The 15,148-nt window shown below is 54.8% G+C and carries 13 protein-coding genes; 6 read left to right on the plus strand and 7 right to left on the minus strand.

Annotated elements, in window-relative coordinates:
* The first annotated feature begins 146 nt into the window (after positions 1-146).
* Both ACOYA6_RS04760 and ACOYA6_RS04765 read left to right on the plus strand, forming a co-directional pair.
* Entirely contained in the window at positions 147-1,043 is an 897-nt protein-coding gene (locus ACOYA6_RS04760; protein ID WP_422654132.1) for a diguanylate cyclase, read from the plus strand.
* Between the two features lie 242 nt (positions 1,044-1,285).
* A complete protein-coding gene (locus ACOYA6_RS04765; protein ID WP_422654133.1) occupies positions 1,286-3,316 on the plus strand; it encodes a TonB-dependent copper receptor in 2,031 nt (676 codons plus the stop codon).
* Positions 3,317-3,363: 47 nt separating this feature from the next.
* Here the strand turns inward: ACOYA6_RS04765 and ACOYA6_RS04770 are convergent, their stop codons facing one another.
* Positions 3,364-4,647: a YeaH/YhbH family protein gene (locus ACOYA6_RS04770; RefSeq protein ID WP_039029290.1), complete on the minus strand. Its 1,284-nt coding sequence runs from the start codon at positions 4,645-4,647 to the stop codon at positions 3,364-3,366.
* A 121-nt stretch (positions 4,648-4,768) separates the two neighbouring features.
* On the minus strand, positions 4,769-6,703 hold the full coding sequence (gene yeaG, locus ACOYA6_RS04775; RefSeq protein ID WP_039029022.1) for a protein kinase YeaG: 1,935 nt from the start codon (positions 6,701-6,703) through the stop codon (positions 4,769-4,771).
* 434 nt (positions 6,704-7,137) lie between these two features.
* On the opposite strand from yeaG, the gene ACOYA6_RS04780 reads away from it, so the two are divergent.
* The gene (locus ACOYA6_RS04780) at positions 7,138-7,884 is read left to right on the plus strand and encodes a MipA/OmpV family protein (RefSeq protein ID WP_039029023.1); all 747 of its coding nucleotides are present in this window, start codon (positions 7,138-7,140) and stop codon (positions 7,882-7,884) included.
* Positions 7,885-7,974: 90 nt separating this feature from the next.
* Entirely contained in the window at positions 7,975-8,829 is an 855-nt protein-coding gene (locus ACOYA6_RS04785) for an aldo/keto reductase (protein ID WP_422654134.1), read from the plus strand.
* Positions 8,830-8,870: 41 nt separating this feature from the next.
* Here the strand turns inward: ACOYA6_RS04785 and ACOYA6_RS04790 are convergent, their stop codons facing one another.
* The gene (locus ACOYA6_RS04790; RefSeq protein ID WP_039029025.1) at positions 8,871-9,755 is read right to left on the minus strand and encodes a D-hexose-6-phosphate mutarotase; all 885 of its coding nucleotides are present in this window, start codon (positions 9,753-9,755) and stop codon (positions 8,871-8,873) included.
* 75 nt (positions 9,756-9,830) lie between these two features.
* On the minus strand, positions 9,831-10,826 hold the full coding sequence (gapA, locus tag ACOYA6_RS04795) for a glyceraldehyde-3-phosphate dehydrogenase (RefSeq protein ID WP_039029026.1): 996 nt from the start codon (positions 10,824-10,826) through the stop codon (positions 9,831-9,833).
* A 341-nt stretch (positions 10,827-11,167) separates the two neighbouring features.
* Here gapA and msrB point away from each other — a divergent pair, with 341 nt between their 5' ends.
* On the plus strand, positions 11,168-11,581 hold the full coding sequence (msrB, locus tag ACOYA6_RS04800; RefSeq protein WP_039029027.1) for a peptide-methionine (R)-S-oxide reductase MsrB: 414 nt from the start codon (positions 11,168-11,170) through the stop codon (positions 11,579-11,581).
* Between the two features lie 42 nt (positions 11,582-11,623).
* The gene (locus ACOYA6_RS04805) at positions 11,624-11,902 is read left to right on the plus strand and encodes a YeaC family protein (RefSeq protein ID WP_039029028.1); all 279 of its coding nucleotides are present in this window, start codon (positions 11,624-11,626) and stop codon (positions 11,900-11,902) included.
* Positions 11,903-11,949: 47 nt separating this feature from the next.
* Here ACOYA6_RS04805 and chiD read toward each other — a convergent pair whose 3' ends face one another.
* The 3 genes from chiD to ansA form a co-directional block, all read right to left on the minus strand.
* Complete coding sequence (gene chiD, locus ACOYA6_RS04810) at positions 11,950-13,203, minus strand: chitinase ChiD (RefSeq protein WP_422654135.1); 1,254 nt, start codon at positions 13,201-13,203, stop codon at positions 11,950-11,952.
* A gap of 220 nt (positions 13,204-13,423) precedes the next feature.
* Complete coding sequence (gene pncA, locus ACOYA6_RS04815; protein ID WP_039029030.1) at positions 13,424-14,065, minus strand: bifunctional nicotinamidase/pyrazinamidase; 642 nt, start codon at positions 14,063-14,065, stop codon at positions 13,424-13,426.
* Positions 14,066-14,074: 9 nt separating this feature from the next.
* Positions 14,075-15,091, minus strand: a complete 1,017-nt coding sequence (gene ansA / locus ACOYA6_RS04820; RefSeq protein ID WP_039029031.1) for an asparaginase — start codon at positions 15,089-15,091, stop codon at positions 14,075-14,077.
* Between the last annotated feature and the right edge of the window lie 57 nt (positions 15,092-15,148).

Here is a 15,148-nt window from a genome sequence, read left to right on the forward strand (position 1 = left end):
ACAGAAGGTTATTTACAGATATTTGGAAACATTCATTTCGTATCTTTATTAGTAGCGGGCTATATAATCTTTAAATGCCATTACAAATATTGAGATTTAATTTGATATGATCTTTTTCGTTATTAATTTGTTAATTGCGAGGTCCAATGAACCGGAAATTCAAAGAGATTGATGAAACCGTTCGCGGGCTGAACCAGTCAACGGATGCGCACTTTAAGTGGTTGGTAAAGTTATTGCGCTTTATTGATAGCGGTGATGTCGATATACCCGAAATATGCAGTGACGATGCCCATCTGCATTGCGAGTTTGGACACTGGTTAAATACTCGCTTACTGGAGGAGCGGGAAGACACAAATTTTTTACTGGATATTAACAAAAAGCATATTTGCGTGCATCAAACCTGTCGGAATCTCATTACCGCCATTGAGCATCGACGGCAAAAAAGTGAAGATTTCGATCTTTTCGAACAATCGTTGCTGGCTTTTACCGATGCCCTGACCACTTATAAAGTACATCTGCTGCAGCTGCGTACCAGCTACGATGCCCTGACCGGTCTGCCGCTGCGACGCATTCTTGATGAGTCGTTCTGCAGCATGAATAAAGAGCTGGGTGCCGAGGGGCTATACCTGCTATTACTGGATATCGATCACTTTAAAAAAGTGAATGATAATTACGGCCATCTGAACGGGGATATTGTTCTGCGTTCGCTGGCGATGAATGTCAGCAATAATATTCGCCGCTCTGAGTCAATGTATCGCTACGGTGGCGAAGAGTTTATTGTTGTTCTGCATGCCACCAACGACCGGGAAGCGGTTACCATCGCCGAACGGCTTCGTCGTGATATTGCTCGTCTGGAAACTTTCGCCGGAGAGCATATTATTCGCATCACTTTTACCGGCGGCTTAACGCGTATTCATCAGGAGGAGACGCTCAGGGAAGTACTTGAGCGAGCAGATATTGCGTTATATACCGGCAAAAAAAGCGGGCGTAATTGCACCCATTTAATTAACAGGGAACTGCAAACCCAGAAGTATTGCGATTAACGAACAGGCCAGTTATTAATTAACTGGCCTGTTTATTTGTGCGCTCGTTCAGCATGTAATGGCAGTATTAATTTTTTCAACTCTTTTCTGTACCTCTTATTCTCTTCACCCGGCGTTGTTATGGCGCTTACCCTTCGGCAAAATTTTACTCCAGTTTATGTGCCTGCTCGTTAAGCGCTTTCGGTAGCGAAAGGATTCGGTTTGCAGCGGTACACCACGCCATCCTTAGCTCAGGCACAGAAATGAAAAAAGTAAAATTTACCCCCCATCCGCTGGCCGTGGGGCTGCTGATCGCTATCTCCGGCACCAGCCTGGCGGCAGAGAATAGCCGCACGGCGCCGGTAGACGATCAGGATGTGATCACCGTGACGGCACCGGTGCTTTCTCCTCTGGAAGTGGTGACATCGCCAAAAACGCCACGCCAGCCGGTCCCGGCCAGCGACGGCTCGGACTACCTCAAAACCATCCCCGGCTTTAGCCAGATCCGTAACGGCGGCAGCAATGGCGATCCCGTATTTCGCGGCATGTTTGGCTCCCGCCTGCGCCTGCTGACTAACGACAGCGAGATGCTCGGTGCCTGCCCGGCACGAATGGATGCCCCCAGCTCGTACATTTCGCCTGAAAGTTACGATCTGCTTACGGTCACCAAAGGGCCGGAAACGGTGCTCTGGGGACCGGGTAACTCTGCCGGGACGGTACGTTTTGATCGCGAACCGCCGCGCTTTGACAGCGCAGGCATCAAGGGTGACGCCAGCTTCCTCGCCGCCTCTAACGATCGCTTCGACGAGAACGCAGACGTCAGCTTCGGTAATGACACGGGCTATGTTCGCCTTAACGGCAATAAATCGAAATCGGGCGACTACAAAGACGGCAACGGCGATCGCGTGGCGTCGAAGTGGGACAAGTGGAACACCGATCTGGCGGTTGGCTGGACGCCGGACGCCGATACGCTGCTGGAACTGACCGCCGGGCAGGGTAACGGCGATGCCAGCTATGCCGGTCGCGGCATGGATGGCTCTCAGTTCAAACGCGAAAGCCTGGGCCTGCGCTTTAAGAAAGAGAATATCGGCGAGGTCTTCGACTCGCTGGATATGAGCGTCTACTACAACTATGCCAACCACATCATGGACAACTACTCCATGCGTTCTCCGGACTCCGGTTCCATGAACGGGATGCCAATGGGGTCGATGAATATGTCGATGCCGATGGAGAAACAGGTCGATCGCCGCACCGTCGGCGGCAGAATGATGGGCACCTGGCTGTGGTCAGATTTCCAGCTACAGAGCGGGCTGGATATGCAAACCAACACCCACCGCAGCAATGAAGATGACGAGAATAAAGGCTGGCAGGAGGACGCGCGTTTTCACGATTACGGTGCCTTCAGCGAGCTGACGTGGAATGCGACCGATCTGAGTAAAGTGATCGGCGGCGCGCGCCTGGATAAAGTCGAAGTGGATAACTACACCGGCATCGGCAGCGACAGCCGGGAAGATACGCTCCCGGCGGGCTTCCTGCGCGTGGAGCACAATCTGGGCACTATGCCGGCGATGGTTTACGCCGGGCTGGGGTATACCGAACGCTTCCCGGATTACTGGGAGCTGTTCTCGCCCACCTATGGTCCGGACGGCACCTCGGACGTGTTTGATAATCTGAAGCCAGAGCAAACCACCCAGCTTGATATCGGAGCCCAGTACAAAGGCGAGCGCACCACCGGATGGGTTTCCGCCTATGTCGGGCGCATCAATGACTACATCCTGTTCATCTACGATCCGGACGACTCCCACGTCAGCCAGGCCGACAACGTCGATGCCACCATTATGGGCGGTGAGATGGGCGCGTCGTATCAGCTGAGCGATCAATGGAAAACCGACGCGACCCTGAACTACTCCTGGGGCCAGAACACCGACGATCACCAGCCGCTGCCGCAGATGCCGCCGCTGGAGGCGCGTCTTGGACTGACGTGGGAGAAGGGCGATCTGAGCTCAACCGGGCTGCTCCGTATGGTCAGCCCGCAGCATCGGGTGGCGATGAACGAAGGTAACGTGGTCGGGAAAGATTTCGATCAGAGCGCCGGGTTCGCGATCCTCTCCGCTAATGCGGCGTACAAGGTGAATAAGTACCTGAAGCTCAGTACCGGCGTCGATAACCTGCTGGACAAGAACTACAGCGAACACCTGAACCTGGCGGGGAACAGTAGCTTTGGTTACTCCTCGGACACCCCGGTGAATGAGCCGGGCCGCACGGTGTGGGCGAAGATGAACGTGACGTTCTGAGGCGTGACAGCCAACGTAAAACCGCCGGTCAGTGACCGGCGGTGGCGTTAACTGTTGCTGGTGGCAGATTGCTTGTGGAAAAGCTCTCTGAATACCGGATAGATATCTTCCTGGTCGCGAATGTGCTGCATCGCGAAGTTATCAAACGTGGTTTGCAGATGTTCATACTCACGCCATAGCGTCTGGTGGGCGCGGCGGGTGATCTCGATATAGCTGTAGTAACGCACCACGGGCAGCAGTTTTTTCGCCAGAATTTCATGACACAGCGGCGAATCGTCTGCCCAGTTATCACCATCCGACGCCTGCGCGGCATAGATGTTCCACTGCGCCGGGTCGTAACGCTCTTTCACCACTTCATCCATCAGCTTCAGGGCGCTGGAAACAATCGTCCCGCCGGTCTCCTGCGAGTAGAAGAACTCGTGTTCATCCACCTCTTTGGCCTGAGTGTGGTGGCGAATATAGACTACCTCCACGTTCTTATAGGTTCGGCTCAGGAACAGATAGAGCAGAATATAAAAGCGCTTCGCCATGTCCTTGGTGGCCTGATCCATCGAGCCCGAGACGTCCATCAGGCAGAACATCACCGCCTGGCTTGAAGGCTCGGCACGTTTTTCATAGTTCTTGTAACGCAGGTCAAAGGTGTCGATAAAGGGCACGCGCTCGATTTTGGCGCGCAGTTCGGCAATCTCTTTGCGTAAACGCTCCTCTTCCAGCAGCTGCGCGGGTTCGCTGTTTGCCACGCTATCCAGGGTGGCTTCCAGCTCGCGCAGTTCACGCTTTTTGCCCGCCGTCATGGCGGTACGGCGCGCCAGAGAGTTCTGTAGCGAACGCACCACGCTGATGTTGGCCGGAACGCCGTTAGCGGTGAAACCGGCCCGGTGCGTTTTATATTCGTTCAACTGACGATGCTGGTTCTTCTTCAGATTTGGCAGAGCCAGATCTTCGAACAGCAGATCCAGGTACTCATCTTTCGAGATCTGGAAGACAAATTCGTCCTGTCCTTCACCGTCCTGGCTGGCCTGGCCCTGACCACTCCCGCCGCCACCGCCGCCGCCCTGAGGACGCTCGATACGGTCGTTCTGGACAAAATGGTCATTACCCGGATGAACGCGATGGCGCAAACCGCCGCGTCCCTGATGGAACATCGGTTCGCTAATGTCGTCCGTCGGGATAGAGACGGACTCCCCGCTGTCTACGTCGGTCACCGAACGCTTGTTAATGGCCTCGGAGATCGACTGTTTGATTTGCGCTTTATAACGACGCAAGAAGCGCTGGCGGTTCACCGTGCTCTTGTTTTTGCCGTTAAGACGCCGGTCAATAAACCAGGTCATATGCCCCCCGTACTGCATTTGCCAACTTGCATTGTCCGCAAGTGCCGGATGGCGTTAACGCTATCCGGCCTGCGGAACATAGTTGTAGGCCCGGTAAGCGGCAGCGCCACCGGGCTTAGTGTTAAGACGATTTACGCACGCGCAGGTACCATTCGCAGAGCAGGCGAACCTGTTTGCGGGTGTAGCCTTTCTCCATCATGCGATCCACAAAATCGTCGTGCTTTTTCTGCTCGTCGGTAGAGGTTTTGGCATTAAACGAAATGACCGGCAACAGCTCTTCGGTATTGGAGAACATTTTCTTCTCAATAACGGTGCGCAGTTTTTCGTAGCTGGTCCAGTTCGGATTGCGTCCGCTGAAGTTCGCTCTGGCGCGCAGCACGAAGTTGACGATCTCATTACGGAAGTCTTTCGGGTTACTGATCCCGGCAGGCTTCTCGATTTTTTCCAGCTCCGCATTCAGTGACTCGCGGTCAAACAGCTGGCCGGTATCCGGGTCGCGGTACTCCTGATCCTGGATCCAGAAATCGGCGTAGGTGACATAGCGGTCAAAAATGTTCTGGCCGTACTCAGAGTAAGATTCAAGATAGGCGGTCTGGATCTCTTTGCCGATAAACTCGGCGTATTTCGGGATCAGATAACCTTTCAGGAACTCCAGATAACGTTCAGCCTGCTCTTGGGGGAACTGTTCACGCTCAATCTGCTGCTCCAGCACGTAGAACAGATGCACCGGGTTGGCGGCCACTTCGGCGTGGTCAAAGTTGAACACGCGGGAGAGGATTTTGAACGCGAAGCGCGTGGAGAGACCGTTCATCCCCTCATCGACACCGGCGTAGTCGCGATACTCCTGGTAGGATTTCGCTTTCGGGTCGGTATCTTTCAGGCTTTCACCGTCGTACACGCGCATCTTCGAGTAGATGCTTGAGTTTTCTGGCTCTTTCAGGCGCGACAGGATCGAGAAGCGCGACAGCGTTTCCAGGGTTCCCGGGGCGCACGGCGCATGAACCAGCTCACTGTGGTTCAGCAGTTTTTCGTAAATCTTGATCTCTTCGGAGATCCGCAGGCAGTAAGGCACTTTGACGATGTAAACACGGTCAAGGAAGGCCTCGTTGTTTTTGTTATTGCGGAAGGTGACCCATTCCGATTCGTTGGAGTGCGCCAGGATAATGCCGTTAAACGGCAGGGCGGAGATACCTTCCGTCCCGTTGTAGTTCCCTTCCTGGGTTGCCGTCAGCAGCGGATGCAGCACCTTGATAGGCGCTTTGAACATCTCGACGAACTCCATAATCCCCTGGTTGGCGCGGCATAGCGCACCGGAATAGCCGTAGGCGTCAGGATCGTTCTGGGCGTGGTTTTCCAGTTTACGGATGTCCACTTTACCCACCAGCGCCGAGATGTCCTGGTTGTTCTCATCACCCGGTTCGGTTTTGGCAATCGCAATCTGCTCCAGAATGGATGGCCACACCTTCACCACGCGGAATTTGGTGATATCCCCGCCAAATTCGTTCAGGCGTTTCGCTGCCCACGGCGACATGATCGTGCCGAGATAGCGGCGGGGAATGCCGTACTCTTTATCCAGAATCTGCGCATCTTCCTGCGGGTTAAACAGGCACAGCGGATGATCGTTAACCGGGCTGCGTTCGCCGTTGGCGCTAAGTACGTAAATCGGTACGCGCTGCATCAACGATTTCAGCCGCTCGGCCAGGGACGATTTACCGCCGCCGACGGGACCCAGCAGATAGAGGATCTGTTTCTTCTCTTCCAGACCCTGAGCAGCATGCTTCAGATAGGAAACAATCTGCTCGATGGCATCTTCCATGCCGTAAAATTCTTCAAACGCAGGATATCGGGCGACGACCCGATTCGAAAACAGACGGGAAAGCCGTGGCTCCTGGGCGGTATCAACCATATTAGGCTCACCGATAGCCATCAATAGTCGTTCCGCCGCATTGGCATAAGCACTGCGATCTTGCCGGCAGATGGTAAGAAACTCCTGCAGTGTGAACTCTTCGTCCTTGGCAGCTTCATAACGCTGGCGATAGTGATCGAATATATTCATGGCATGCCGTCCTTTCGTTTTTTAGCACAGGAAAAGAGCCGTTCATATGAATAGTAGAGGCTCCCGGAAGCAGGATCCGTTGCACCTCACTGCCAGAGCAGCAACCCGTGTGCCAGGTCGGGCGGCCGAAACTGCGGGGTGATCGGGTATTCAGCTTCTTAAAATTAAGCGTAGATGGCATTTGCAAAACTTGCATGTATGCCAAAACCAATTTCAATGACATATCAATAACTCATCCAGAAATTCAGCCAAATCTTTAACGCCAAACACACTTCCTTCACTGAACGGTAATCCGGGTGACAGCGTTTCGTCATCTGCCGCACGCACAATAATCGGTTAATCGAATTGATTAGCAGACAAAAAATTTTGAGCAAAAGGGGGAATGACGGTTACACTTCACCCGCTGATTATTTGACTACAGGAAAGAATGGATTGTGACCAAACTCAAACTTCTGGCACTGGGGATTATCGTTGCCACCTCAGTGAGTACAGCATATGCGGAGAATCAGTGGTCTGTTGGTGCTGGTGTCGGCGTAATCAATAGCCCTTACAAACAGTACGATCGCGATTTCTACCCGGTTCCGGTTATCACTTATGAAGGGGATAACTTCTGGTTCCGCGGACTGGGCGGCGGCTACTATCTGTGGAACGACCAGACCGACAAACTCTCCATCATGGCCTATTACGACCCGACGCACTTCAAACCTGGCGACAGCGACAACCGTCAGCTGCGTCAGCTCGACAAGCGTAAGAGCACCATGATGGCCGGGATTTCCTGGGTACATAACACCGAGTACGGTTTCCTGCGTACCGCGCTGGCGGGCGACACGCTCGACAACAGCAACGGTTATATCTGGGATCTGGCGTGGCTGTACCGCTACACCAACGGCGGTCTGACGCTGACGCCGGGCATCGGCGTGGAGTACAACAGCGACAACTACAACGACTACTATTATGGCGTGTCCCGTGACGAAGCACGTCGCAGCGGGCTGCACAGCTATGATGCAGACGACAGCTGGAAGCCGTACCTGGAGCTGACCGCCAGCTACAAGTTCGCGACTGACTGGAACGTCTACGGCACCGGCCGCTATGCCCGTCTTAGCGATGAGGTGAAAGACAGCCCAATGGTGGACAAGTCCTGGACCGGGCTGATGTCGGTGGGTGTAACCTACAGTTTCTGATTGTGCATTTTCACTGTGCAATCTGTGCATCATAACGGGGCCTTCGGGCCCCGTTTGTTTTAGGGTGGTGCAGACAACGAGGAGCCTGATATGAGCGAAAAAACCGTCACCTTTGGCGACAACAGAGTGCTGCCAGCCATCGGCCAGGGCACATGGTATATGGGTGAAAAGGCGAGTCAACGCCGCCAGGAGAGCGATGCCCTGCGGGCAGGTATCGAGCGGGGACTATCGCTAATTGATACCGCCGAGATGTATGCCGAGGGCGGCGCGGAAGAGGTGGTGGGGGAGGCGATCAAAGGCCAGCGCGATAAGGTTTTTCTGGTCTCCAAAGTGTACCCGTGGAATGCCGGGGAACAAAAAGGCATCGCCGCCTGCGAAGCCAGCCTGCGCCGTCTGGGAACCGATCATATTGACCTTTATCTGCTGCACTGGCGCGGAAATTACCCTCTGGAAGAGACCGTCGGGCTGATGGAGACGCTGCAACAGCAGGGCAAAATTGGCCGCTGGGGCGTCTCTAATCTTGACTATGCGGATATGCATGAACTCTGGCAGACGCCGGGCGGCCAGGCGTGCGCCACCAATCAGGTGCTGTACCATCTGGCCTCACGCGGGATCGAATATGACCTGCTGCCCTGGTGTCAGCAGCAGAATATGCCGGTGATGGCCTACTGCCCGCTGGCGCAGGCCGGGCGGCTGCGCACCGGGCTGATGAATCACCCGGTGGTCAATGCGATTGCCCGAGAGTACAACGCCACGGCGGCGCAGGTTCTGCTGGCGTGGGTTCTTCGTCACCGCGGGGTGATTGCCATCCCGAAAGCGTCGACGATAGCGCACGTGGAGGAGAATGCGGGGGCGCTGGAGATTTCGCTCTCAGCAGAAGCCTTGCAGCAGCTGGATGCGGCCTTCCCGGCACCGCAGCAGAAAACACCGTTGGACGTGGTGTGACAACGAAATGCCCTCTCAGCATGAGAGGGCAAGAGCAGGGATTAACGCTTCACGATGTGAATGGTTTGTCCCAGACGGGTAGGTTTCTCTTCCGTCGCTTTTTGCGGTTCGCTGACGCAGGCGGTTTCCACGCAGACGAAGGTTTTATACCCGTCATCCGGAACATCACCCATGCTGACGGAGAGCGCCGGACCAGGGTTCCAGCCAACCACGTTGCTGTGATGGTGATGGATAACTTCAATCGCGCGGTTCAGGGCGGTATCTTCGATAACGCTACAGGCTTCCGGGTTCAGATAGACGCGGTCGGTACGATCCGGGAAGGTCTGCGCGCCGTCGGTCAGTCGGCCCTCTTTCGCGTTATCCACCTTGTCGATAAAGGTATCGCCAAGGCCGTTCACGGTAACGGCAGCGATGTCGCCGACGTTGAAGTAGGTGTGCAGGGCAGAGGTGGTTTCAAATTCACCGTGCGCTTCCAGTTCGATCTCACAGGTTTTACCCAGCTTAAAGCGCGCGTACAGGGTGAAGTCGTGCGGCCAGAGTTTACGCGTCTCGTCATCGCTTTGCAGTTCAAAGGTCAACACCACGCCGGATTCATCTTCATTGTGCGCTTTCAGCGTCCACGGCAGGTTGCGGGCAAAACCGTGTGACGGCAGCCCCTGCTGAGCGGCCGGGCCAAACCACGGCCAGCAGATCGGCACGCCACCGCGAATAGCGGCGCCTTTTTTGAACGAGGTGATATCGCTCAGCCACAGGGCTTCCACTTCGCCCTCCGGCTGCCAGGAGAGCAGGTGCGCGCCCTGCAGGGCAACGGAAGCCTGAACCTGTGGATGTTCGACCACAATCACTTCAACATCGTCAATCTGACGGCGGGAAAGCACAGGGGTAAGCTGTTCGACTACCGGAAGTGCAAAAATTGTTTTAATCATTACGCAATCCTCTGTCTTTAATGCCATAAAAAAAGGCGACCGAGGTCGCCTTTTTGGATCAGTTTCTCATCTCACTTATTTGGAGATGTGAGCGATCAGGTCCAGAACTTTGTTAGAGTAGCCGGTTTCGTTGTCGTACCAGGAAACCAGTTTCACGAAGTTGTCGTTCAGTGCGATACCTGCTTTAGCATCGAACACGGAAGTGCAGATTTCGCCGTTGAAATCGGTAGAAACAACGTCGTCTTCGGTGTAACCCAGAACGCCTTTCATTGCGCCTTCAGAAGCCGCTTTGATTGCTTTCTTGATTTCTTCGTAGCTTGCTGCTTTTTCCAGACGAACGGTCAGGTCAACAACAGATACGTTTGGAGTAGGAACGCGGAACGCCATACCAGTCAGTTTGCCGTTCAGTTCTGGCAGAACTACGCCTACTGCTTTAGCAGCACCGGTAGAAGAAGGGATGATGTTCTGAGCTGCGCCGCGGCCGCCGCGCCAGTCTTTGTGAGACGGGCCATCAACGGTTTTCTGAGTTGCGGTGGTAGCGTGAACGGTGGTCATCAGGCCTTCAACGATACCGAAGTTGTCGTTGATAACTTTAGCCAGTGGCGCCAGGCAGTTGGTGGTGCAGGATGCGTTGGAAACGATGTCCTGGCCAGCATACTTCTCGAAGTTAGCGCCTTTAACGAACATTGGGGTGTTGTCTTTGGATGGACCAGTCAGAACAACTTTTTTCGCGCCAGCGGTGATGTGCTTACGCGCAGTTTCGTCAGTCAGGAAGATACCGGTTGCTTCAGCAACAACGTCAACACCGATTTCGCCCCACTTCAGGTTAGCTGGATCTTTTTCAGCAGTAACACGGATGGTTTTGCCGTTGACAACCAGGTGGCCGTCTTTCACTTCAACGGTGCCGTTGAAACGACCGTGAGTTGAGTCGTACTTCAGCATGTACGCCATGTATTCAGCGTCTAACAGATCGTTGATACCAACGATTTCGATGTCAGAACGTTCCTGAGCAGCACGGAAAACAATACGGCCGATACGGCCAAAACCGTTGATACCTACTTTGATAGTCATATATTCCACCAGCTATTTGTTAGTGAATAAAAGGTTGCGTGTAAAATTACAAAAACCTTACGCAGCGTCAAGCGGAATCGTGTCAATCATTGCGACAAATCAATCCTTCGCACTAGCTTTGCTCGATTGACCTACCTCACATTCCCTTGGAGCTAGCACCCATATGGGGCCTGCGCACGGAATTTTAAAGGGCTGCCCACATAAAAAAGTGGACTGGATCACATTTGTCTGAGCACCTCTGCGCAACGAGTAAGTTTAGAACAAAAGTTCATACTTCAGTGTTAATGTTTTGTTAGAATCGACGGTAAAAGTAGTCTGTTTCAACTGCGAGATGTAAGCCTATGTCGAATCAACATAACTCCGATGAACTGAAAAAAAACCTCACAGAAATGCAGTTCTACGTAACCCAGCACCACGGTACGGAACCCCCGTTTACCGGGCGTCTGCTGCATAATAAGCGGGATGGTGTATACCACTGCCTGGTGTGTGACGCCGCCCTGTTTAACTCCCAGAGCAAATACGATTCTGGCTGCGGCTGGCCGAGCTTCTATGAACCGGTCAGTGAAGAGGCGATTCACTATCTGAAGGACACCAGCCACGGGATGGAGCGCATTGAGATCCGCTGTGGAAACTGTGATGCCCATCTCGGTCACGTCTTCCCGGATGGCCCTCAGCCGACAGGGGAGCGTTTTTGCGTCAATTCCGCCTCATTAAGCTTCACCGATGACCAGAACGGCGACCAGACCAAAGGTTGAAAAATCGATTCAGCAAATTATTCCTTCACCTCAGGATAAAACATGAACATTGAAGAGATGATTAACGGCATGACGCCGGAAGTTTATCAGCGTCTGGTCACGGCGGTTGAGCTGGGCAAATGGGCCGATGGCGTGGCGCTGACCCCGGAGCAGAAAGAGAACTGCCTGCAGCTGGTGATGCTGTGGCAGGCGCGCAATAACACCGACGCGCAGCACATGACCATCGACACCCAGGGTCAGATGGTGATGAAGAGCAAACAGCAGCTGAAAGAAGATTTTGGTATTGCGCCGAAATCCATCGCGACGCTGAAAATGCATTGATGGCGACTGCGGCCCGGCGATCCTCTCACCGGGCCTTTTTGATGCCGTTAGTGTTTGATCCCCAGCGAGTCAGCTAACTGCTTCGCCAGCTGGTTATTATCATCCGCGCCGTACTCCCAGAACATGGCGCCTGCCAGTCCTTTCTCTTTGATGTAGTCCGCTTTGATCGCCACCGAGCGTGGGTTTTCATACGACAGGGCGAACAGCGGCTTGCCGTCATCAGACTTCACCGATAACCACGGCACTTTGGCCTCATCGTCCCACTGTTCCGTAAAGCGTTTCTGCGGATCGTTTAAAAAAGTCTTCACGATGTCGTTGTACTTCACGTAGGTATCTTTGGTCAGATCGTAGCCCAGGGATTTGAACAGTTCGATCTGCTGTGCGCTGAAGTAAGGCTGCGTTGCGGGATTTTTCTGCGCATCCGGTTTGCTCCAGTCGATGCCCGGCTCAACGGCGCGCTTCGGCACGCGACCATAAAAACCGATGCCCAGGTTCATCTGCTGCGGTTTCAGCCCGGCGGCCAGATAGTTGTTCACCACAAAATCGACGCTGTATTTATCCGCGGCGGCAACGGTCGGCCAGGCGCTGGAGTCATACAGGTTGGCGTTGAAGTACTGAGTGCCGTACGCCATGTCGTAGGTCATCAGGTTGATGTAATCGAGCAGCGGGGCCACCGCTTTCACGTCCACCCAGCTTTTCGGACTTTCTGCATTGGCACCAACGGCGATGGTCACCAGTTTTTTATCGCCGAACGCGGCACGCAGCTCTTTCAGCAGTGCGGTAAAGTTAGCCCGATCTTCAGGCTTGCTGGCGACCAGTCCCCACGCGCCGTTGACCGGATACTCCCAGTCCAGATCGATCCCATCAAGTCCGTATTTCTCAACGATAGCGTCGGCGGAGCGGATGAACACCGCCCGGGTCTCCGGGGTTGATGCCGCGCCCGAGAAGCCACGAGCGCCCCAGCCGCCGACGGAGAGCAGCACCTTAAGGTTGGGGTTCTGCTTACGCAGGACAGGGAGCAGAGCCAGATCGGTTTCCACCTTAGGAGATAACCAGATCTGGTGCAGCCTGGCTGGATCTTTTAACGCCGGGTTAGTTTCGTCTTTTTCGTCGTTATAGATCAGGCCAAAGGAGTAGTTCAGGTGGGTTATCTGGCGCACGTCCAGTTTATTGATATCCCCGCCCGGTCCGGCAGTGACATCGCCGCCGCCGTTGAAATAGCCGACGGACATCATCGAACTGGCGGAAGCAACCGAGGCGCAGAGCAGGGGTAAAGCTGCCAGCAATGGCAAAAGTTTCATACAAGTTCCTCTTTGACTGAATAAAAATAACCACGCCACGGAAAGGCGTGGCGAAAAAACAGCCGAAAAAGAATAGCATTACCGCTGCGCTGAGAGTGGGAGGGAGTTCACTTTATGGGAGATCGTGCGGGTTGCCGGATTGCCCGGCGGCGCTGCGCTTGCACGGGCCTGGGGTTTCGTAGGCCGGGTAAGCGTCAGCGCCACCCGGCGAACAGGCACGCTACGCCTGCGTTTCCTGCCAGTCTGCCAGGGTATACAGCGTGGCGCCTTCCGCCGCCATGTCCATAAACGCCTGGGCGCTGTCCTGACGCTGAATGTTCACCCCGCGACAGCCGTCGGTGATCACATTCACCCGGTACCCCAGCTGCAACGCGTCCAGCACGGTAAACTTCACGCAGTAATCCGTCGCCAGCCCCATTACGATCAGCTCCACGATCTCGTGATGACGCAGCCACTGATCCAGCCCGGTTTTCTGTCGGTGCCCGTTATCAAAAAAGGCGCTGTAGCTGTCGATGTTCGGGTTTTCTCCCTTCTGAAACACCGCGTCAATGGCTTTGCTGTTGAGCAGGGGATGCAGCTCTGCGCCTTCGCTGTGCTGCACGCAGTGATCGGGCCAGAAGGTTTGCGGCAGGCCGTCCAGCTCGCCCTGGGTAAAGGGCTCAACGTTATGCTGGCTGGCAAAGCTGCCGTGATCCGCCGGATGCCAGTCCTGGCTGGCAACCACCGCTTCGCCGCGTGCTTTACACCACCCGATCAGCGCGTTGGCAACATCTACCGTGCTGTCGCCTTCGGCTACCGCCAGCGCGCCGCCGGCGCAAAAATCATTTTGTAAATCGACCAGTAACAGGGCTCGTTGCTTCATAGGGGCTCCTTATTCGTCTGGCGTCAGTTCGCCACGCAGGTTTTGCATCATTGCGGTGCGGATCGCCTGCACATCCAGATCCTGACTGAGTAAGTAGTGAAGTTTAGTCAGCGTCGCCTCGACCGTCATATCGAACCCGCTGATCACCCCCGCATGGGCCAGGGCGTTACCGGTGGCATAGCCTCCCATATTTACCTTGCCGGACATGCACTGGGTCAGGTTCACCACCACAATCCCCCGGCTGCTCGCCTCCTGCAGCTCTTTCAGGAATTCGCCATTCTGCGGCGCATTGCCCACGCCGTAGGAGCGCAGGATCAGCGCTTTCACCGGCTGGCGCAGGAAGTTACGCACCACCTCGGCGGAGATGCCCGGATAGATCGTCACCACGCCGATAGGCTGTGGGGTAATGGGATGCACCACCAGCTCGCCGGAGGTGTGCGGCGCTGGCGGCGTGCCGAGGCGGCGGATATGGATCCCCGCTTCCAGCAGCGGCGTAAGGTTCGGCGAGGCAAAGGCGTCAAAGCCGTCGGCGTGGGCTTTGGTGGTGCGGTTCCCGCGATAGAGCCGGTTGTTGAAGAACAGGCTCACTTCGTTAATCGGGAAGTTGGCCGCCACGTACAGGGAGTTGAGCAGGTTGATCTGCCCGTCGGAGCGCAGCTCCGCCAGCGGGATCTGCGACCCGGTGACGATCACCGGCTTGCTGAGGTTTTCCAGCATGAACGACAGCGCCGAGGCGGTAAACGCCATGGTGTCGGTGCCGTGCAGGATCACGAAGCCATCGTAGTCGTCGTAGTGCGCCTTGATGTCGTCAGCGATATGTTGCCAGTCTTCCGGGGTCATGTCGGAAGAGTCCATCAGCGGATCGTATTCGTGGATGGTGAAGTCCGGCATCTCCGGGCGATGGAATTCGGGCATTAACGCCAGCTGGCGTTGCAGGTGGCCGGATACCGGAATGTAGCCATTTTCCGAGCGCTGCATACCGATGGTACCGCCGGTATAGGCCACATAAATTGATTTCTTTTGCATGATGTTATGTTCGTTTGCTTCAAAGAAAAATCCCCTCTTCGCAGAAGAGGGGATGAG

Source organism: Leclercia barmai (assembly GCF_049312895.1).
Taxonomy (GTDB): domain Bacteria; phylum Pseudomonadota; class Gammaproteobacteria; order Enterobacterales; family Enterobacteriaceae; genus Enterobacter; species Enterobacter barmai.

What these genes read in the sequence shown, in the direction of transcription:
- ACOYA6_RS04790 (WP_039029025.1), bottom strand. Translation starts at nt 9,755, where the DNA reads ATGATTAAAACAATTTTTGCACTTCCGGTAGTCGAACAGCTTACCCCT.
- ACOYA6_RS04785 (WP_422654134.1), top strand. Translation starts at nt 7,975, where the DNA reads ATGAGCGAAAAAACCGTCACCTTTGGCGACAACAGAGTGCTGCCAGCC.
- ACOYA6_RS04805 (WP_039029028.1), top strand. Translation starts at nt 11,624, where the DNA reads ATGAACATTGAAGAGATGATTAACGGCATGACGCCGGAAGTTTATCAG.
- ACOYA6_RS04770 (WP_039029290.1), bottom strand. Translation starts at nt 4,647, where the DNA reads ATGACCTGGTTTATTGACCGGCGTCTTAACGGCAAAAACAAGAGCACG.
- ACOYA6_RS04765 (WP_422654133.1), top strand. Translation starts at nt 1,286, where the DNA reads ATGAAAAAAGTAAAATTTACCCCCCATCCGCTGGCCGTGGGGCTGCTG.
- ansA (WP_039029031.1), bottom strand. Translation starts at nt 15,091, where the DNA reads ATGCAAAAGAAATCAATTTATGTGGCCTATACCGGCGGTACCATCGGT.
- yeaG (WP_039029022.1), bottom strand. Translation starts at nt 6,703, where the DNA reads ATGAATATATTCGATCACTATCGCCAGCGTTATGAAGCTGCCAAGGAC.
- ACOYA6_RS04760 (WP_422654132.1), top strand. Translation starts at nt 147, where the DNA reads ATGAACCGGAAATTCAAAGAGATTGATGAAACCGTTCGCGGGCTGAAC.
- gapA (WP_039029026.1), bottom strand. Translation starts at nt 10,826, where the DNA reads ATGACTATCAAAGTAGGTATCAACGGTTTTGGCCGTATCGGCCGTATT.
- pncA (WP_039029030.1), bottom strand. Translation starts at nt 14,065, where the DNA reads ATGAAGCAACGAGCCCTGTTACTGGTCGATTTACAAAATGATTTTTGC.
- msrB (WP_039029027.1), top strand. Translation starts at nt 11,168, where the DNA reads ATGTCGAATCAACATAACTCCGATGAACTGAAAAAAAACCTCACAGAA.
- chiD (WP_422654135.1), bottom strand. Translation starts at nt 13,203, where the DNA reads ATGAAACTTTTGCCATTGCTGGCAGCTTTACCCCTGCTCTGCGCCTCG.